Genomic DNA, 19314 nt, shown 5'->3' with positions numbered 1-19314 from the left:
GCCGTGAGCCAACCGCCCCGGGGTGTCCTCAGCCCGGCAGCCGCGGCGGCGTGCCGCCCGGTTCCGCCCCGTGCACCCGCAGGAAACCGGCGACCGCGGCGGGCCAGCCGAACTCCTCGGCCCGCGCCCGGGCGGTAGCCCGCCGCGCCGCCTCCGGCCGGTCCAGCAGCCGGACGACCGCGTCGGCCATCGAGGCCGCCGTGCCGTACGCGGCGAGTCCCGCTCCGCCGATCACCTCCGGCAGCGCGCTGGCGGCATTCACCACCACCGGCGTCCCACTGGCCAGCGCCTCCAGGCCGGCCAGCCCGAACGTCTCCACCGGACCCGGCGCGAGCACCACGTCGGCGCTGGCCAGCAGGGCGGCGACCGCGGTCCGGTCGGGCAGGAAGCCGGTGAGGTGCACCGGCAGCCCGGCCACCCGCCGAGCGAGCGCGCCCCGCAACGGCCCGTCGCCGGCCAGCACCAGAACCGCCGGTACGCCCCGGCGGCGCAGCTCGACCAGGGCGTCGACCGCCAGCTCAGGACGCTTCTCGGGAGAGAGGCGGGCGCAGTGGACGAGCAGTACCTCGGTCTGGTCGGCGTACCGCTCCCGCAGGGCCGGCTCCACCCGGTCCGGGTGGAACGTGTCGAGGTCGACGCCCAGCGGTACCAGGTCGACCCGGGGGGCGTGGATCCGGTCGAACTCCTCGGCCGCCCACCGGGTGGTGCAGACGACCCGGTCGTACGCCCCCACGGTGAGCCGGTTGAGCCGGTCCGCCACCCGGCGGGCGGTGGCCTCCGGCAGCCGCCACTGGCCGAGCAGCCCGGTCAGGCACTCGTGGGACACCATCACCGAGGGCACCCCGTGGGCGCGGGCCCAGTGGCCGGTCCAGCGCAGCGTGGAGCGGTCGGAGACCTCCAGCCGGTCGGGGGCGAGCCGGGTCAGCAGCCGCTCGACCGTCCGCCGGCCGGTGAGCACCCGGTAGCCGCCGCTGCCCGGCACGGCCGGCCCCGGCACGGTCAGCACCGTGCCCCAGGGCTGGCGGCTCACCGCGGGCCGGCGCCCCGGGACGACCAGCACCGGGTCGTGTCCGGCCGCCCGGTAGCCCTCGCCGAGGTGTCGCAGGGCGGTGCGCAGCCCGCCGGAGCGGGCGGTGACGAAGTTCGCCAGCCGGACGATCCGCAGCCCCCGAGCGGCCGGGGCGGCGCCGCCGGTCACGGGACCGGCAGGCCGCCGGCCGGGACACCGGCCAGAACCGCCTGGTAGTGCCCGATCAGCTCGTCGCCGATGGCGGTCCAGCTGCGCCGGCCAATTGCGGCGCGGCCGGCGGCCCCGTACTCGGTCCGCCGCCGCGCGTCGCTGGCGAGCGTCGCCACCGCCCCGGCCAGGGCGTCCGCGTCGCCGGGTGGCACCAGCAGCCCGGTCACGCCCGGCTCGACCAGATCCACCGGGCCGCCGCTGGCCGGCGCCACCACCGGCAGTCCGCTGGCGGCCGCCTCCTGGAGGGTCTGGCCGAAGGTCTCGTGCGGCCCGGTGTGCACGAAGATGTCGAGGCTGGCGTAGAGCCGGGCCAGGGCCTCGCCGTGCTGCACGCCGAGGAACCGCGCCTCGGGCAGGGCCTTCTCCAGCTGCCGCCGGGCGGGGCCGTCCCCGACGACCACGATCCGCACGCCGGGCAACCGGGCAACGGTCGACAGCAGCTCCACCCGCTTCTCCGGGGCGAGGCGTCCGACGTACCCGACCAGGATCTCGCCGCGCGGCGCGAGCGCGCGGCGGAGCCCGGCGCAGCGCTTGTCGGGGTGGAACCGCTCCGCATCGACGCCGCGACGCCACAGCCAGATCCGCTGCACGCCGTTGGCGATCAGGTCGGCGGCGGACCGGGTGGAGGGCACGAGGGTGCGCTGTGCCGAATTGTGGATCTCCCGCAGCCGCCGCCAGGCCGCCGCCTCCCCCCACCCGACCCGGTACGCCCTGGCGTACGAGGCGACGTCGGTCTGGTAAACGGCGACCGTGGGCAGCCCGTGCCGCCGGGCCAGCGTGGCGGCCCGCGCGCCGAGGACGAACGGACTGGCCAGGTGGACCACGTCGGGCGCGTGGCCGAGGAGCGCCTCGGCCAGCCGGACGCTGGGCATCCCGAGCCGGAAGCCCTGGTAGCGCGGGAGCGGCACGCTGGGGATCCGGACCACCGGATACGGCAACCGGTCGACCGGACGCCGTCTGGCACCGGGCGGCGACGGGGCGATGACCATGGGCTCGTGGCCTCGGGCGACGAGATGTTCCGCCGTTCGGACCACCGAGTGCGCGACGCCGTTGACGTCCGGCGCGAACGACTCGGTCACGATGGCGATCCGCATGGTGTCACCGTGCGGGCGGCAGCGGTGCACGGGACGACCGGCTGCTGACGTGGTGGCGAACATTCCACCACGAACGCGCGCCGGGCCTTACTCAGACGTCGTACGCGGCGCCGGCCCGGACCACTTCCAGCGGCCCGGCGTACGCGCCGGCGGCGGACTCGACGGTGTGCGACTCGCTGCCCCAGGCCACCACGAGATGGGTCAGCAGCAGCCGCCCGACCCCGGCCTTCGTGGCCGCCTCCCCGGCCTCGCGGCCGGTCAGGTGCAGGTCCGGCGGGTTCTCCATGCCATCGAGGTAGCTCGCCTCGCAGAGGAAGACGTCGGCGTCCTGGGCCAGCCGCAGCAGCGCGTCGCAGGGTGCGGTGTCCGAGGAGTAGCAGAGCACCCGCCCGTCGTGCTCCAGGCGCACCCCGTACGTCTCGACCGGGTGGTTCATCCGGTCGACGGTGACCGTGAACGGGCCGATCGGGAAGGTGCCGGGCTGTAGGCCGTAGAACTGGTAGACGTCCTCGACCGTGCCGTCCCCCTGGTCGTAGACCGCGGCCAGCCGGTCCGGCGCGCCGGACGGGGCGTACACCGGCAGGGGCGGGTACGGCCCGTCGGGGGCGTACCGGCGGACCACCACGTACGAGGCGGCGTCGAGGATGTGGTCGCAGTGCAGGTGGGTCAGGAGGATGGCGTCCGGGGCGTGCAGCCCCGCGTAGCGCTGGAGGGTGGAGAGCGACCCGGAGCCGAAGTCGATCAGGAGCCGGAAGCCGTCCGCCTCGACGAGGTAGGCGGAGCAGGGGGACTCGGGGCCGGGAAAGCTGCCCGCGCAGCCGAGAACGGTCAGTCTCATCCGGTCGCCCTGTCGTTACTCACCGTAGTCGACACGCCGGTGCGAGCCTCGCCGATGATCTCTACCGACGCGTACGCCACGCTGCGCAGCCTACGCGCAGCGACGGCGGGGCAAGAATCATCTAATGGAAGTTGTCATCAACGTGACACCCACGGGCCGGCCGGCGTGGACCGGCCGGCCCGGGGTCGGGCCTCAGGCCCAGAGCTGCCCCTCCAGGGCGTCCTCGGCGTCCGCGAGCGTGCCGCCGTAGGCGCCGGTGGAGAGGTACTTCCAGCCGCCGTCACAGACCACGAAGGCGACGTCGGCGCGGCGGCCGTCCCGCACCGCCTCGTGGGCCACCGCGAGGGCGGCGTGCAGGATCGCGCCGGTGGAGAAGCCGGCGAAGATCCCCTCGACCTCCACCAGCTGCCGGGTCCGCAGCACCGCGTCCCGGGTACCGACGGAGAAGCGCCGGGACAGCACGGTGGCGTCGTAGAGCTCCGGGACGTACCCCTCGTCGATGTTGCGCAGGCCGTAGACCAGCTCGCCGTAGCGCGGCTCCGCCGCGACGACCTGGATGCCGTCGACCTTCTCCCGCAGGTAGCGGCCGGTGCCCATCAGGGTGCCGGTGGTGCCCAGGCCCGCCACGAAGTGGGTGATGGTGGGCAGGTCGTGCAGCAGCTCCGGGCCGGTCGTCTCGTAGTGCGCCCGGGCGTTGGCCTCGTTGCCGTACTGGTAGAGCATCACCCAGTCGGGGTGCTCCGCCGAGATCTGCTTGGCGGTGGCGACGGCCTGGTTCGAGCCGCCGGCGGCCGGCGAGAAGATGATCTCCGCGCCGTACATCCGGAGCAGCTGGACCCGCTCGGTGGAGACGTTCTCCGGCATCACGCAGACCAGCCGGTAGCCGCGCAGCTTGGCCACCATGGCCAGCGAGATGCCGGTGTTGCCGCTGGTCGGTTCGAGGATGGTGTCACCCGGCCGGAGCCGGCCGGACTCCTCGGCCGCGCGAACCATGAACAGGGCCGCCCGGTCCTTGATGCTGCCGGTCGGGTTCCGGTCCTCCAGCTTGGCCCAGAGCCGCACCGGCGGTGCCCCCTCGGGCACCGTCGGCGAGAGCCGGGGCAACCCCACCAGGGGGGTGCCGCCGCAGGCGTCGAGCAGGCTGTCGTAGCGAGCCATGACGCCCGCCGGTCAGCGGGCGACGGGCGCGCGCCGGGAGACGGCGTGCGACGCGATGGCGGCCGCGGCCGCGAAGCCGAACGCGCCACCGGCGACGGCCGGCAGGATGGTCACGCTGTCGCCGTCGGTGAGCTTGGCGTCCAGCGCGCCGAGGAAGCGGACGTCCTCGTCGTTGACGTAGACGTTGACGAAGCGGTGCAGCGTGCCGGCGTCGGTGACCAGCCGGCCCCGCAGGCCGGCGTGCCGGGAGTCCAGGTCGGTGAGCAGGTCGCCCAGGGTGTCCCCGGCGCCCTCGACGACCTTCGCGCCGCCGGTGTAGCTGCGCAGGATGGTGGGGATGCGAACCTCGATGGCCATGGTGTCGTGCTCCTTGATCGGGTGTGCCTCGGTGACGGACGGGAAGTGAACGGCGCTGAAGGTCAGCGGCCGGAACACTCGTAGTCGACCGTCGCCGGGCTCTGCCCGAACATGTAGGACTGGACGGCGTGCGGGTCCACCGCGGCGTCCACGATCCGCACCGGCTCCTCGGTCACCACGCCGTCGACGATCCGGAAGGAGCGGATCTCCTCGCTGTCCGGCTCGCGGGTGGAGACCAGCAGGTAGTGGGCCCCGGGCTCGCCGGCGAAGGAGATGTCGGTCCGGGACGGGTACGCCTCCGTCGCGGTGTGCGAGTGGTAGATGACGACCGGTTCCTCGTCGCGGTCGTCCATCTCCCGCCACACCCGCAGCTGCTCCATCGAGTCGAACTCGTAGAACGTCATCGAGCGCGCGGCGTTGTCCATCGGGATGTGCCGGGTGGGGGTGTCGCTGCCGACAGGACCGGCGACCACGCCGCACGCCTCGTCCGGGTGGTCCCGGCGCGCGTGCGCCACGATCGCCTCGACGATCGACCGGTCGATGCTCAGCACGCCGCCCAGCCTAGCGCCCACCGGCCGCCGACTGCGAGGCGGTGACCGTCACACTCAGTCGATCAGGGCGTTGAGCAGGGACTCCTGGAGATATCCCAGGTAGGCGTAGACCGACAGTTGGAACACCCGCGAGGAGGTCGGGTCCTCGGCGACCGCGTCGTCGAGCTCCTCGCCCAGGTCGGTGCCGTCCTTGATCTCCAGCCGGACGCCCATCGCCAGCCGGGCGTCGTTGAGCGCCCGCAGCCACGCCTCGGCCGCCTCGGCGTCCAGCCGCACCTCGCCGCCCGCCTCGTCCGGCAGCGCGGCCAGGATCGCGCCAGCCTGGTCGATCTTGGCGGTCTTGAGGTCGCCCTCGGTGTACCGGCGGAACTCCGCCGTGTTCGCCGGGTCGTCCGGGTACGCGTCGGGGAAGAGCCGCCCGACCACCGGGTCGGAGTGGTCGAACCCGTCGGTGAGCAGCCCGACCACCTCGGAGGCGACCTTGCGCAGCACCCGCACCTCGTCGACGGCGAAGGTGGCGACGTAGCGGCCGCCCTGGCGGCGGAACATGCTCACGAGCGGTCCACCGTCGCCCACAGCCCGTACGCGTGCAGCTGCGACGCGTCGTGCTCCATCCGCTCCCGGGCACCGCTGGACACCACGGCCCGACCCTTGTGGTGCACGTCCAGCATCAACTTCTCGGCCTTCTCCCGGCTGTACCCGAACAGCTTCTGGAAGACCCAGGTCACGTACGTCATGAGGTTGACCGGGTCGTCCCAGACGATCGTCACCCAAGGCCGGTCCGAGACCGGCACCTCGTCGGTGTCCGGCGTCTCGACCGGTGCAACCTGTGGAGCCGCCATGCCCCCCATCGTGCCACCGGATTCGGCGAACCGATGAACCGGAACGCCGGGGCGGCCCGGATCACCCTCCCGGGCGGCACGGACCGGGCGGGGCGGCGACGTGACGACGCCGCGCTCAGGCGAGCAGGATGCCGTGGTCGAGGGCATCGGAGAGCACCGCGCCGAGGGAGAGACGGACCGCCTCGAAGCGCCGGGACACCTCGCGGGACAGCTCCAGCTCCACCTCGCGCAGGGCGCGCTGGGCCCAGGACCGGGCGGCCATCGGGTCGTTGTTGCCCGGGGTGCGCCAGTGCTGCCAGCACCCGCCGGAGAGCGCCACCGCCACCGGCGGCAGCACCTCGGAGCGGTGCGCACCGGGATGGCCGGCCAGCGCGTCGATCGCGCCGGTGCCGACCAGGTCGCCCACCCCGGCGGTGCTGGTGACCAGGAGCACCCGTTCCAGGTCCCGGCCCTGCGGCTGGTCGGCCAGGCCCCACCGCACGGCCGCGGCGATCCGCTGCCGGACCCCCTCGGCCAGCGGCGCGCCGAGGACCCGCGCGGCGGCGTCGTCGATGACCGCGCGCACGGCCTGGTCGCACTGGGCGGTGGCGAGCAGGGACAGCGCCTCCATCTCCCGGTCGAGCAGTTGCGGCAGGCCCGCGCAGCCCACCCCGAAGACGATCTCCTGGACCGCGCGCAGGTGGATGTTGGCCAGTTCCAGCGCGAGGTGCTGGCGGATGCTGCGGGCGCAGGTGCGGGTCTGCCGCTCCAGCCCCTCCGACCAGTCCCCCGCGTCGGCGTCGGGCGCGACGGCCACCCGGCCGTGGGCTCCGGGCAGCACGGGCGGTTGAAGGCTGGCCCGGCGCAGCCCCTCGTCGGCGGCCCAGCCGACCAGGGCCCGGCGCAGGCCGGGGTGCTCGGCCCGGTGCACCGGAAACCAGCGGGCGCCGGCGAGGGCGGGCACGGCGGCGAGCAGGGCCGCCCGGTGCGCCTCGACGCTGACCTCCGCCGGGTCCAGCAGGGCCGGCGCCTCGGACGACGCGTCGCGGGGCGACGGGACGGGCGCCTCCGTGTCGTCCGTCCCGCCCGCCGCCTCGGCCGGGGCCCAGCCGCCCGCGCCGGGGGTGACCACGAAGAAGACCTCGACCGGCGCCCGGGCCACCTCGGCCAGCAGGTGCAGCTCCGCGCCGGTAAAGGCCTGGTCGGCGCCGATGACGTAGAGCAGCGCGCCGCCGCGGCCCACCGCGTCGAGAAGCACCCGGCCGCCGGCGACCCCGAGGGTGTCGGTGTCCGGCGTGTCGAGCACCGCGAAGTGGCGCAGCAGCGGCTCGGGCAGGCTCAGCTCGACCCGGCGCGGCGGACGGGCCAGCGCCGGCCCGGCGGCCGCCTGGTCGGCGCCGTAGGAGTGGGGCTGCCGGTAGCCCGGCACGTACGCCGCGCGGGTGGCGACCCGGGCGTGCCGGACCAGCAGGCAACTGCCCGCCGGGACGTCGAGCATGCCGGAGGCGACGCCGAGCAGGGCGGCGAGCACTTCGCGGCGGGCCGCGGCGGCCGGACCGGCCGCGACCACCGCGAGCGGCTCGTCGGGGCCGGGCTCGGTGACCCCCACGCGGGCGGGGAGCGGACCGCAGCGGGGCAGCTCAGCCGCCCCGCCGGGACCGCCGGGCACGTCGACCCCGGGGAGTGGACCGGGCTTCATCGGCGGCCTCCCGTGGCTGGCGGGCGGGCGGCGGTGAGCAGCCCGCATGGACATCCGGTGCGGTGGCACCCGGATTCCGGAAGGGTACGTTCCGACGTCCCCCAGTACCGAAAACCGCGGATACTCACCGGTAACCACGACATTACTCAACTTCGCAGCGTGACGGTGTGCGCGCGGACGGATTTCCGTCGATATGCTGCACCGATGAGTCGGTGGGGCTTCGTCGGCCGAACGGATGAACTTGACCGTCTGCATTCGGCCGTGGACGGAGCCGAGGGGCGCGGGCTCATCCTCAGCGGCCACGCCGGCATCGGCAAGAGCCGGCTGCTGCGCGAGGGGGTCAGCGCGCTACCCGCCGACCGCTACGCGATCTGGTACGTGGCGGCCAGCACCGCCACCGCGGCGCTGCCGTTCGGCGGGCTGGCCCAGGTGCTCCCCGCCGAGCAGCCACAGGGGCTCTCCCCCGCCGGCGTGCTGCGCTGGGGCGTCGAGGTGTTGCAGGAGCAGGCCGCCGGGCGGCGGATCGTGCTCGCCATCGACGACGCCCACCTGCTCGACCCGCCGTCGGCCGCGCTGGTGCACCTGCTCGCCCGCCAGGAGAACACCACCATCCTGGGGACGCTGCGCAACGGCGAGCAGGTGCCGCTGCCGATCCGGGCGCTGTGGACCGACGACCTGGTCGAGCACTTCGAGCTCGCCCCGCTCGGTCCGGCCGAGACGGCCAACCTGCTCGCGGCCATCCTGGACGGTCCGGTCGACGCCGGCTCGGCGGACCGGCTGTTCCGGCTCTCCGCCGGCAACCCGCTGCTGCTGCGCGAGCTGGTGCTGGCCGCCGCCGGCGGCGGTGAGCTGGACCGCCGGTACGGCGTCTGGCGCTGGACCGGCCGGCTGGAGCTGGCCCCCAGCCTCACCGATCTGATCGACACCCGGATCGGGCGGCTGGAGCCGGGGGTGCGCGCCGTGGTGGAGCTGGTCGCCTTCGGCGAACCGCTCGGCCTGCACCTGCTCTACCAGGCCGCCGAGCAGGCCGACGTGGAGCTGGCCGAGGAGCGGGGCCTGATCACCATGGTCCGCGACGACCGGCGGCTCGACGTCCGGCTGGCCCACCCCCTCTACGGCGAGATGATGCGCCGCCGCTGCCCGGTCACCCGTACCCGGCGGCTGCAGGCCCGCCTGGCGGAGCTGCTGGAGCTGGTCGGCGCGCGGCGCCGGGGCGACCTGCTCCGGGTCGCGGTGTGGCGGCTGGACTCCGGCACCGCCCAGGACGCCACGCTGCTGCTCGGCGCGGCCGCCCAGGCGTTCGCCCGGTACGACGTACCCCTGGCGACCCGGCTGGCCCGCGCGGCGCTCGACGCCGGCGGCGGCTTCGACGCCGCGGAGCTGCTCGCCACCATCCTGATGTTCGCCGACCGGCCCGACGAGGCGATCCGGGTGCTCGACGCGGTGGCCGGCGAGATCGACTGCGACCAGCGGCGCAGCCGCTGGCTGACCGTGCGCGGCATGGTCAGCTACTGGGGGCTCAGCCGGGAGTCCACCGTGGAGGAGATCGCCCAGGCGGGCGCGGCCCTGACCGACCCGGGCGACCAGGCGCGGGTCCGCGCCTTCGAGGCGATCATGCGGCTGCACGGGTTGGACGGCACAGCGGCGCTCCGGCTCGCCCGGTCGGTGCTGGACCGACCGGCCGCCAGCGTCGCGGCGCGGGAGCTGGCCCGCTGCACCATCGCCCACCTGGACGCGGCGCGGGGGCAGTTCCGCAGCAGCGCGACCGCGATCGCCCGGGTGGCGGCGGAGGCGCCGCACTGGCGCAGCGACATGCCCTACCTCCAGCTCGCGATGGAACTGGCCCGGGGCACCCGGCTGGCCCTCGCCGGCGACCTGGCCGGCATCGACGCGATCGTCGCCGACGAGTTCGCCGACCTGGCCGGGGCCGGCGACTTCCGGCTCGGCACCGGCTACCTGGCGATCCTCCAGGCGTACGCGGCGCGGCTGCGCGGCCGCAGCGGCGAGGCGCTCAAGGTCAGCCTCGGCGCCTGCGCGGTGCTGGCCACCAGCCGGGTCTACGCCGGGCTGGCGCAGGCCGAACGGGCCCAGGCGGCGGCGCTGCGCGGCGAGGCCGAGCACGCCGCCGAGGCGATGGCCGAGGCCGACCGGACGCACGCGCCCGGCATGGTGGTGCTCTACCCCTGGCTGGAGCAGGCCCGCGGGGCGGTGCTGGCGGCCGGGGGCGACCTGCCGGGGGCCACCAAGCACCTGGGCGACCTGGCCGACCGGCTCCGCGGCGACGGCTTCGCCGGGCACGAGGTGCTGGTCCTGCACGACCTGGTCCGGCTCGGGCAGGCGACGGCCCCGGTCGGCCCGACCTGCACCGACGGCAGCCGGCGCACGGTGGCGCAACGGCTGGGTGAGCTCTCCGAGCAGGTCGACGGGGTGCTGCCGCCGCTGCTGGCCCGGTACGCCCGGGCCACCGTCGCCGGTGACGACGCCGAACTGCTGGCGGTGGCCGACGGCTTCGCCGCGCTCGACCTGCCGGTCTGGGCCGCCGAGGCGACCGCCACCGCGCTGCGCGAGCTGCGCCGGGAACGCGCCGCCTCGGCCGGCGCCGCCCACCAGCGGCTCGCGGGCCTGCTCGGCGGCTGCGACCAGATCCGCACACCGGCGCTGGAGGCGCTGCGCCCGGCACTGTCCGACCGGGAACGGCAGATCGCCACACTGGCCGCCGCCGGGGTGACCAGCCGGGCCATCGCCGAGCGACTGTTCCTCTCCACCCGCACGGTGGAGAACCACCTCCAGCGGGTCTACAGCAAGCTGGGCATCACCGGGCGCGCGGAGCTGCCGGCGGCGCTGCGGTCGATCACGGGCCACGACGGCACGGAGCCGGCGTGAACTCTAGGCTGGGCCGGTGAGTTCCCTTCGCCCCGCGCTGCTGACCGACCACTACGAGCTGACCATGGTCAGCGCCGCCCTCCGGGACGGCACCGCCGAACGCCGCTGCGCCTTCGAGGTGTTCAGCCGGCGGCTGCCCGCCGGGCGGCGCTACGGGGTGGTCGCCGGGACGGGCCGGCTGGTCGACCTGATCCGCGACTTCCGCTTCGACGCCGACGAGGTGGACTTCCTGCGCCGCACCGGGGTGGTGGACGACCGGGCCGCCGAGTGGCTGAGCAGCTACCGCTTCACCGGCGACGTCGACGGGTACGCCGAGGGCGAGCTCTTCTTCCCGGGCTCACCGATCCTCACCGTCTCCGGCGGCTTCGCCGAGTGCGTGGTGCTGGAGACGCTGGTGCTGTCGGTACTCAACCACGACAGCGCGGTGGCCGCCGCCGCCGCCCGGATGGTCACCGCCGCCCGGGGCCGCACCCTGATCGAGATGGGCTCCCGGCGGGCCCACGAGGAGGCGGCGGTGGCCGCGGCGCGGGCGGCGTACCTGGCCGGGTTCCGGTTCACCTCCAATCTCGCCGCCGGTCGGCGCTACGGCATCCCCACCGCCGGCACCGCCGCGCACGCGTTCACCCTGCTGCACGACGACGAGAAGACGGCGTTCGCCTCGCAGGTCGCCACGCTGGGCAAGGACACCACTCTGCTGGTCGACACGTACGACATCAGCCAGGGCATCCGCAACGCGATCGAGGTGGCCGGGCCGGAGCTGCGGGCGATCCGGATCGACTCGGGCGACCTGGCGGTGATCGCCCAGCAGTCCCGGGAACTGCTCGACTCGCTCGGCGCCACCGAAACGAAGATCATCGTCTCGGGCGACCTCGACGAGTACGCCATCGCCGCCCTCGCCGCCGAGCCGGTGGACATGTACGGCGCCGGCACCGCCGTGGTCACCGGCTCCGGCGCGCCCACCGTCGGGCTGGTCTACAAGCTGGTCGAGGTGGACGGGCGGCCGGTGGTGAAGCGCTCCGAGCACAAGGCCACCATCGGCGGCCGGAAGGTCGCGGTACGCCGGCACAAGCCGACCGGCACCGCCACCGAGGAGATCATCGTGCCGCAGGGCGTGCCGGACCGGCAACCGAACGACCGACTGCTCCAGCGCTCCTTCATCGTCGACGGGGAGCCGGTCACGCTGCCCTCGCTCGACGAGTCGCGGGAGCACCTGCGGCAGTGCCTGATCTCCATCCCCTGGGAAGGGCTCAAGCTCTCCGGCGGTGACCCGGCGGTGCCGGTCACCGTCGTCCCGGCAAGCTGACGAAGGAGTCACTCCGATGGCCAACGCCTTGATCATCGTGGACGTGCAGAACGACTTCTGCGAGGGCGGGTCCCTCGCCGTCGCCGGTGGCGCGGGAGTCGCGGGCGGCGTCTCCCGGCTGCTCGCCGCCGAGCCGGACCGCTGGAACCACGTGGTCGCCACCAAGGACTACCACGTCGACCCGGGCGCACACTTCGGCGATCCGCCGGACTACGTCGACTCGTGGCCCCGGCACTGTGTCGTCGGCACCGCCGGTTCCGAGTTCCACCCGGACCTGGAGACCGGCCGGATCGAGATGATCTTCCACAAGGGCGAGCACGCCGCGGCGTACTCCGGCTTCGAGGGGCACGCCGACGACGGCGAGTGCCTCGCCGACTGGCTGCGCCGGCACGACGTGGACCGGGTCGACCTGGTGGGGATCGCCACCGACCACTGCGTCCGGGCCACCGCGTTGGACGCCGCCCGGGAGGGCTTCGCCACCACCGTGCTGCTCGACCTCACCGCCGCCGTCGCGCGGAACACCCTCGACGTGGCGCTGCGGGCGATGGACGGCGCCGGCGTCACCCTGCGGGGCGAGCCTGTGATCAGGGACGCTTGAGCCGGTAATCGCTTGCCGATGTCGTACCTCCGGTCAAGGATGGCCGCCGGAGGTACGGACCATCATGAACTTGACGCCTTACCGGCAAGCGCTCGCCCTGCCCGGGCTCCGGTCGTTGCTGCTGGTGTCCGTGCTGGCCCGCATCCCGCTCACCGCGACCGGGGTGACGCTCACCTTCTTCGTGGTGCTCGACCTCGGCCGCGGCTACGGCGCCGCCGGTCTGGTCGGTGCCGCGATGACCGTCGGGGCGGCGCTCGGCTCGCCGCTGCTCGGCCGCCTGGTCGACCGGCGCGGCCTGCGCCCGGTGGTCGCCCTGACCACCGTCGCCGAGGCGGTGTTCTGGGCGAGCGCGCCGACGCTCTCCCTGCCGGTGCTGCTGCCGGCGGCGTTCCTCGCCGGCCTGCTCGCCCTGCCGATCTTCTCGGTGATCCGGCAGTCCATCGCCGCGCTCGCCCCCGAGGACCGGCGACGCCCCGCGTACGCGCTGGACTCGATGTCCGTCGAGCTGTCGTTCATGGTCGGGCCCGCGCTCGCCGTGGCGCTGGCCACCACCGTCTCGGCGCGCACCACCCTCTGGGCGGTCGGCACCGGCGTGGTCGCCTCGGGCGTCGCGTTCTGGCTGCTCAACCCGCCCACCCGCAGCGCGGACGAGCCGGCCGGTCCGCAGCCCCGCACGCCCCGCCGGGAGTGGCTCACCCCCCGGATGCTGGCCGTGCTCGCGGTCAGCGGCGCGGCGACCCTGGTGCTCGGCGGCACCGACGTCGCGGTGGTCGCCGTGCTGCGGGCCAGCGGCGAGGTCGGCTGGACCGGCGCCGTGCTCACCATGTGGGCGGTCGCCTCGCTGGTCGGTGGCTTCGCGTACGGGGCGGTCCGCCGCTCGTTCTCGCCGCTGGCGCTCACCGCCGCGCTGAGCCTCTGCACCATCCCGGTCGGGCTGGGCGGCGGCCACTGGTGGCTGCTCTGCCTGGCCCTCATCCCGGCCGGCGCGCTCTGCGCCCCGACCATCGCGGCGACCTCCGACGCGGTCAGCCGGCTCGCCCCGGCGGGCGTACGCGGCGAGGCGATGGGCCTGCACGGCTCCGCCGTCACGGTCGGCATCGCGCTCGGCGCGCCGCTCGCCGGCGCGGTGATCGACGCCTCGCTGCCGCTGTGGGGCTTCGCGGTCACCGGCGCGATCGGGCTGGTGGTGACGCTGGCCGTGCTCCCCGTCGAGCTGCGCCACCGACGCGAGACCGCCGCCGCGTCCGACGTGCGCGACGCCGCCGACCTGGCCCCCGCCACCACCTGACCCGCCGTCCGTCGGGCGATCCGGCACCGCTCTCGTCTCCTGCCCGGCGGCCCCGCAGCCCGGCGGCCCCGCAGCCCGGCGGCCCTGCAGCTCGGCAGCCCTGCAGCCCGGCGGTCGGGGTCGGGGATCGGCGTGTCGCGGTGGCCCCGGGTCGGCGTGTCGCGGCGGTCGGACACATACCCGATGAGCGATATACCTGAGAGGCATATATATGCCTCTCAGGTATATCGCTCACGAGCGCATCCGCCTCCCGGCGGGCGTGATGGTCCGCGATCCACCCGCCCAGATATCGCCGTCGCCGGCGAGCCGGGGTCAAGCGGACCGACTGTTCGCGATGCGGGGGCCGGCGCCAGGAGAGCCGAGCCCAGAACCGAGGCAGACGCCGCCGCGCAGACCCGACCGGCCAGCCGAGCGCCGTCCAGGCCCGACCGGCAACCGAGCGCCACCCAGACCGGAACGCCACGGCCCACGCCGGTCCGAGCCAGAACGGCGACGGGTACCGCCAGACCGGATGACGCCACGACCGACGGCCGGTACGAGCCGGAACGGCGACGGGCGCCGTACCCCTGGTGGGGTGCGGCGCCCGTCGTCGGTGTCGCGTGCGGCGCGTCAGCGGTCGATGTTGCTCGCGGTGTCCTCGCGGTAGCTGGCGCCACCGTCGGACTCGCTGGTGAGCGGCTTGGAGCCGCCCTCCGGCGGACCGGCCAGGCTGTGGCCGGCGGCCAGCTCCGGGAACTTGTAGTCGAAGGCCGGCCGCTCGGAGCGGATCCGCGGCATCCGGTCGAAGTTGCGCAGGGGCGGCGGGGAGGTGGTCGCCCACTCCAGCGAGTTGCCGTGGCCCCACGGGTCCTCGACCTCGACCACCGGGCCGGTCTTGTACGACTTCCAGCAGTTCCAGATGAACGGCAGGGTCGAGATACCGGTGATGAACGCGCCGATCGTGGAGATCGTGTTCAGCGTGGTGAAGCCGTCGCTGGGCAGGTAGTCGGCGTACCGACGCGGCATGCCCTCGTTGCCCAGCCAGTGCTGCACCAGGAACGTGGTGTGGAAACCGATCATCGTCAGCCAGAAGTGAATCTTGCCGAGCCGCTCGTCGAGCATCCGGCCGAACATCTTCGGGAACCAGAAGTAGATGCCGGCGAAGACGGCGAACACGATCGTGCCGAAGAGCACGTAGTGGAAGTGCGCCACCACGAAGTACGAGTCGTGCAGGTGGAAGTCGAGCGGCGGGCTGGCCAGCAGCACACCGGTGAGACCACCGAAGAGGAAGGTCACCAGGAAGCCGATCGAGAAGAGCATCGGCGTCTCGAAGGTGATCTGGCCCCGCCACATGGTGCCGATCCAGTTGAAGAACTTCATACCGGTGGGCACGGCGATCAGGTAGCTCAGGAAGCTGAAGAACGGCAGCAGGACCTGGCCGGTGCCGAACATGTGGTGCGCCCAGACGCTCATCGACAGCGCGGCGATGGCGATGGTCGCGGCGACCAGACCCTTGTAGCCGAAGATCGGCTTGCGGGAGAAGACCGGGATGACCTCGCTGATGATGCCGAAGAACGGCAGCGCGATGATGTACACCTCGGGGTGGCCGAAGAACCAGAACAGGTGCTGCCAGAGCATCGGCCCGCCGGTGGCCGGGTCGTACACGTGGGCGCCCATCAGCCGGTCGGCGGCGAGCGCGAAGAGCGCGGCGGCCAGCAGCGGGAAGACCAGGATCGCCAGCAGGCTGGTGACCAGCATGTTCCAGGTGAAGATCGGCATCCGGAACATGGTCATGCCCGGGGCCCGCAGGGTCAGGATCGTGGTGATCAGGTTGACCGCGCCGAGGATCGTGCCCAGACCGGAGATGGCCAGGCCGACGACCCACATGTTGGCGCCGACGCCCGGCGAGTGCTCGACGGTGCTCAGCGGGGTGTAGGCGGTCCAGCCGAAGTCGGCGGCGCCACCCGGGCTGATGAAGCCGGCCGTCGCCATGGTGCCACCGAAGAGGTAGAGCCAGTAGGCGAAGGCATTGAGCCGGGGGAAGGAGACGTCAGGGGCGCCGATCTGCAGCGGCACGACGTAGTTCGCGAAGGCGAACACGATCGGCGTCGCGAAGAACAGCAGCATGATCGTGCCGTGCATCGTGAACAGCTGGTTGTACTGCTCGGGCGACAGGAACTGCAGGCCCGGCCGCGCCAGCTCGGCACGCATGATCAGGGCCATCAGGCCACCGATCATGAAGAACACGAACGCGGTGACCATGTACATGATCCCGATCTGCTTCGCGTCCGTGGTGCGCAGCAGCCGCGCGATGGCCGACCCCTTGACCGGCTCTCGGACCGGCCATGGCCGGGTCACGACCGGCTTGGGTGCGACGGTGGTCACGAATGGCCTCCGGTTCTCGGTTGTCCCGCTCGGCACGCGCATGTCATCTGCGAGCCGTCATCCGCAAGGAGGATAGTCCCCGGCAGGTGGGTGCGCCGCTCGGGGTGGTGGGGCAGGATGGAGGGCCGTTTACAGCGGGTCGACGAGCAGCCGGTAGTGCTCGCGGAAGATTCGACCGCCGCGCCCGCGCAGCAGGGGGTCGCGCAGCGCCGGCGGCACGTCCCGGGTCCGGTTGCGGTCGCGGGTCCGGTCCCGCACCCATCGGGTACGCGGACGGCGGCGACTCTCGTACGCCACCAGCGCCGCCTCGACGCTGCCGGCTGCGGTCAGCGACTCGGCGAGCACCACCGCGTCCTCCAGCGCCATCGCCGCACCCTGGCTCAGGGTCGGCGCGGTGGCGTGGGCGGCGTCGCCAACGAGCAGCACCCGCCCGCGGTGCCAGCGGCCCAGCTCGACCTCGTCGGTGAGGCTCACCTGGACGTCGCGCAGCGCGTCCAGCACCGCGGGCACCGGTCCGCCGTACTCCCCGAAGAGCTCGCGCAGCCGCGCGCCCGGATCGGCCGGGGTGACCGTGCCGGCCTCGTCGGCGTAGCAGTACAGCCGGCCCGCGCCGATCGGCACCACCAGGAAGCCGGCGCGCTGCCCGAGCAGGGCCGTCCAGTCGGTGACCTCCGGGCCGTCGCGCACCACGCCGCGGTAGACCACCTGGCCGGCGGGGCGGGGCGGCCCGCCGAGCGCGGCCAGGGAGCGCACCGCCGAACGGGGCCCGTCGGCGCCGATCACCAGGTCGTACTCGCCGCCGGTGCCGTCGGTGAAGGTGACCGCGACGCCGGCCGGCAGCAGCTCGACGGCGCTGACCTCGGCACCGTGCCGCACCGCGCCGCCGGCGCCGCTGAGCAGCACCTGGTAGAGGTCGCGCCGGAGCAGCGCCCGGCACTCACCGACGCCGGACCAGAGCGCGTCGAGATCCACCTCACAGAGCGGCTCGCCCGCCGCGTCGAGGAAGCGCTGGCGGTGGATCACCTGGCCGAGCCGGCGGACCGGGCCGTCCAGGTCGAGCCGGCGCAGCGCGCGGTCGGCGTTGCCGGGCAGATAGAGACCGGTCTCGACCAGCTCGTTCGGGGGCAGCTTCTCGGTGACGTCCGGCCGGAAACCCGCCATCCGCAGCGCCCGGGCGACGGCCAGACCGGCGATGCCCGCGCCGACGACAAGGATGCGCAGGGGGGAGCCACCCATGGTGGTGTACGCCTCCGGAGGGGGGATCGGCACGCGTTGGAGGCAAGACACTACTCCGCGCGATTGACACACGGTAGGCCTGATCGGCCTGGCGCGCACGATGCGTAAATGATTCATGTCGCCGCCCGGCCGACCCACCATCCCCCGGTACGCCGACGCCTGTCACTCCCTGACTGAGCTGCGGCTTCGCCCGTCTGCGATGGCGCGATACGGAAGCGGCGTGGAAGTACCACCGCAGCCCCGCCCGCCGTCCGGGCGCGTTAGCGAAGCCGGTCCGGTTGCACTCGTGTTGCAGACATGTAAATGTGTCGAATGATATGGGAGCGCTCCCGCGCCCACCCCCGTCCCCACTGGCGCCCCCACGCCGGAATCTCGAGGAGCATGATGAAACGTCCACTCCGCGCCATCGCCGCCGCCGGCCTGCTGGCCGCCGGATCGCTGGTCGCCGTCGCGCTCGGCGGCACGGCCTCAGCCGACACCCAGATCTGCGAGCAGTTCGGCTCCACCGTGATCCAGAACCGGTACGTCGTGCAGAACAACCGCTGGGGCACCACCGCCCAGCAGTGCATCAACGTCACCAGCACCGGCTTCGAGATCACCACCCAGAACGGCAGCAACCCCACCAACGGCGCCCCCACGGCGTACCCGTCGGTCTTCTTCGGCTGCCACTACACCAACTGCTCCCCCGGCACCAACCTGCCGATCCAGGTCAGCCAGATCAGCAGCGCCACCAGCAGCATCGCCTACAAGTACGTCAGCGGGGCCATCTACAACGCCTCGTACGACATCTGGCTCGACCCCACGCCGAAGAGGGACGGGGTGAACCAGATGGAGATCATGATCTGGCTCAACCGCCAGGGCTCGATCCAGCCGATCGGTTCCCCGGTCGGCACGACCACCCTGGTCGGCCGGACGTGGGAGGTCTGGCGGGGCAGCAACGGCTCCAACAACGTCATCTCGTACGTCGCCCCGTCGCCGATCACGAGCATGAACTTCAGCGTCCTCGACTTCATCAACGACGTGAAGAACCGCGGCGCGATCACCAGCAGCTGGTACCTGACGAGCATCCAGGCCGGCTTCGAGCCGTGGCAGGGTGGCGCCGGGCTCGGGGTGACCTCCTTCTCGGCCAGCGTCAACGGCGGCGGCTCGACGACCCCGCCGACCACTCCTCCGCCGACCACCCCGCCGCCGACGGGGAGCGGGTGCGCGGTGAAGTACACGCCGAACGCGTGGAACAACGGCTTCACGGCCGACGTGACGATCACCAACCGCGGCTCCAGCACCATCAACGGGTGGAACCTGACCTACAACCTGCCGGCCGGGCAGCAGGTCACCAACGCCTGGAACGCGACCGTCACGCAGAGCGGGTCGGCGGTGAGTGCGCGGAACGTCGGCTTCAACGGGTCGATCGCTCCGGGGGGTACGGCGAACTTCGGGTATCAGGGGACGCTGAGCGGGGCGTACTCGTCGCCGACGAGTTTCTCGCTCAACGGGGTGGCCTGCACGCGGTCCTGACCTTCCCCCCGGGCAAGAGACGGAGGGGCGTGACCCAGCGGGTCACGCCCCTCCGGTGTTCGAGGCCTTACCCGATCGTCACGTCACCCGCCTCCAGGTCGAGGTCGTTCAGGTTGCAGCGGCCCCGACAGCGCCTCCGGGACTTCTAAGGAGGCGATGATGTTCGGCCACGAAAGGCCGACGTGGCGCTCTAGGACGCGTTGGCACACCCACTCGTGAAACCCGTCCAGAAGCCGCCGATCCAATGCCTGATCAAACCCCTCAATGAACGCGACCGCCGTCAGGTACCTGTCGTCCAGCAGATACATCCGCCATCGACGGGTGAGGCGAAAGAGCAGTTCAGGCACATTCACGGCTAATGATCCATAG

17 protein-coding genes are annotated in these 19314 nt (G+C 73.4%); 5 read left to right on the top strand and 12 right to left on the bottom strand.

Going from position 1 to position 19314, the window contains the following annotated elements; all coding sequences use genetic code 11:
- Positions 1–28 precede the first annotated feature (28 nt).
- From FHX75_RS27145 to FHX75_RS27105, 9 genes are all read right to left on the bottom strand, one after another.
- Positions 29–1198: a glycosyltransferase gene (locus tag FHX75_RS27145; protein ID WP_246158717.1), complete on the bottom strand. Its 1170-nt coding sequence runs from the start codon at positions 1196–1198 to the stop codon at positions 29–31.
- Entirely contained in the window at positions 1195–2334 is a 1140-nt protein-coding gene (locus FHX75_RS27140) for a glycosyltransferase family 4 protein (protein WP_154943206.1), read from the bottom strand. Before FHX75_RS27140 ends, FHX75_RS27145 begins: the two co-directional genes overlap by 4 nt.
- A 91-nt stretch (positions 2335–2425) precedes the next feature.
- A complete protein-coding gene (locus FHX75_RS27135; protein ID WP_154943205.1) occupies positions 2426–3172 on the bottom strand; it encodes an MBL fold metallo-hydrolase in 747 nt (248 codons plus the stop codon).
- A 192-nt stretch (positions 3173–3364) separates the two neighbouring features.
- Positions 3365–4330 carry a PLP-dependent cysteine synthase family protein gene (locus FHX75_RS27130; protein WP_154943204.1) on the bottom strand — a complete coding sequence of 322 codons (966 nt, stop codon included), beginning with the start codon at positions 4328–4330 and terminating at the stop codon, positions 3365–3367.
- 12 nt (positions 4331–4342) lie between these two features.
- Positions 4343–4687 (bottom strand): MoaD/ThiS family protein, encoded by a 345-nt coding sequence (locus FHX75_RS27125; RefSeq protein ID WP_154943203.1) that lies wholly within the window; start codon positions 4685–4687, stop codon positions 4343–4345.
- Between the two features lie 62 nt (positions 4688–4749).
- Complete coding sequence (locus tag FHX75_RS27120; protein ID WP_154943202.1) at positions 4750–5238, bottom strand: M67 family metallopeptidase; 489 nt, start codon at positions 5236–5238, stop codon at positions 4750–4752.
- A gap of 54 nt (positions 5239–5292) precedes the next feature.
- Positions 5293–5787, bottom strand: coding sequence for a DUF2017 domain-containing protein (locus FHX75_RS27115; protein WP_179806249.1), 495 nt, complete (start codon positions 5785–5787; stop codon positions 5293–5295).
- Positions 5788–5789: 2 nt separating this feature from the next.
- Positions 5790–6080, bottom strand: coding sequence for an ATP-dependent Clp protease adapter ClpS (gene clpS, locus FHX75_RS27110; protein ID WP_088963684.1), 291 nt, complete (start codon positions 6078–6080; stop codon positions 5790–5792).
- A 115-nt stretch (positions 6081–6195) separates the two neighbouring features.
- Entirely contained in the window at positions 6196–7758 is a 1563-nt protein-coding gene (locus FHX75_RS27105; RefSeq protein ID WP_154943200.1) for a hypothetical protein, read from the bottom strand.
- A gap of 204 nt (positions 7759–7962) precedes the next feature.
- On the opposite strand from FHX75_RS27105, the gene FHX75_RS27100 reads away from it, so the two are divergent.
- From FHX75_RS27100 to FHX75_RS27085, 4 genes are all read left to right on the top strand, one after another.
- Positions 7963–10641, top strand: coding sequence for a LuxR C-terminal-related transcriptional regulator (locus FHX75_RS27100; protein ID WP_154943199.1), 2679 nt, complete (start codon positions 7963–7965; stop codon positions 10639–10641).
- A 16-nt stretch (positions 10642–10657) separates the two neighbouring features.
- A complete protein-coding gene (locus FHX75_RS27095) occupies positions 10658–11944 on the top strand; it encodes a nicotinate phosphoribosyltransferase (RefSeq protein WP_154943198.1) in 1287 nt (428 codons plus the stop codon).
- 16 nt (positions 11945–11960) lie between these two features.
- A complete protein-coding gene (locus FHX75_RS27090) occupies positions 11961–12542 on the top strand; it encodes an isochorismatase family protein (protein WP_154943197.1) in 582 nt (193 codons plus the stop codon).
- Between the two features lie 64 nt (positions 12543–12606).
- Positions 12607–13830: an MFS transporter gene (locus FHX75_RS27085; RefSeq protein ID WP_154943196.1), complete on the top strand. Its 1224-nt coding sequence runs from the start codon at positions 12607–12609 to the stop codon at positions 13828–13830.
- Between the two features lie 609 nt (positions 13831–14439).
- Here FHX75_RS27085 and ctaD read toward each other — a convergent pair.
- Positions 14440–16194, bottom strand: a complete 1755-nt coding sequence (gene ctaD, locus FHX75_RS27080; RefSeq protein ID WP_154943195.1) for an aa3-type cytochrome oxidase subunit I — start codon at positions 16192–16194, stop codon at positions 14440–14442.
- Between the two features lie 129 nt (positions 16195–16323).
- Positions 16324–17430: an FAD-dependent monooxygenase gene (locus tag FHX75_RS27075; RefSeq protein WP_154943566.1), complete on the bottom strand. Its 1107-nt coding sequence runs from the start codon at positions 17428–17430 to the stop codon at positions 16324–16326.
- A 384-nt stretch (positions 17431–17814) separates the two neighbouring features.
- Here FHX75_RS27075 and FHX75_RS27070 point away from each other — a divergent pair, with 384 nt between their 5' ends.
- Positions 17815–18945 (top strand): glycoside hydrolase family 12 protein, encoded by a 1131-nt coding sequence (locus FHX75_RS27070; RefSeq protein WP_154943194.1) that lies wholly within the window; start codon positions 17815–17817, stop codon positions 18943–18945.
- An 83-nt stretch (positions 18946–19028) separates the two neighbouring features.
- On the opposite strand, the gene FHX75_RS27065 is transcribed toward FHX75_RS27070, so the two are convergent.
- Positions 19029–19298 carry a hypothetical protein gene (locus FHX75_RS27065; protein ID WP_154943193.1) on the bottom strand — a complete coding sequence of 90 codons (270 nt, stop codon included), beginning with the start codon at positions 19296–19298 and terminating at the stop codon, positions 19029–19031.
- Positions 19299–19314 lie beyond the last annotated feature (16 nt).

The organism is Micromonospora palomenae, assembly GCF_007829925.1.
In the GTDB taxonomy this organism is placed as follows: domain Bacteria; phylum Actinomycetota; class Actinomycetes; order Mycobacteriales; family Micromonosporaceae; genus Micromonospora; species Micromonospora purpureochromogenes.
This window is presented reverse-complemented; position numbering and strand designations above follow the sequence as displayed.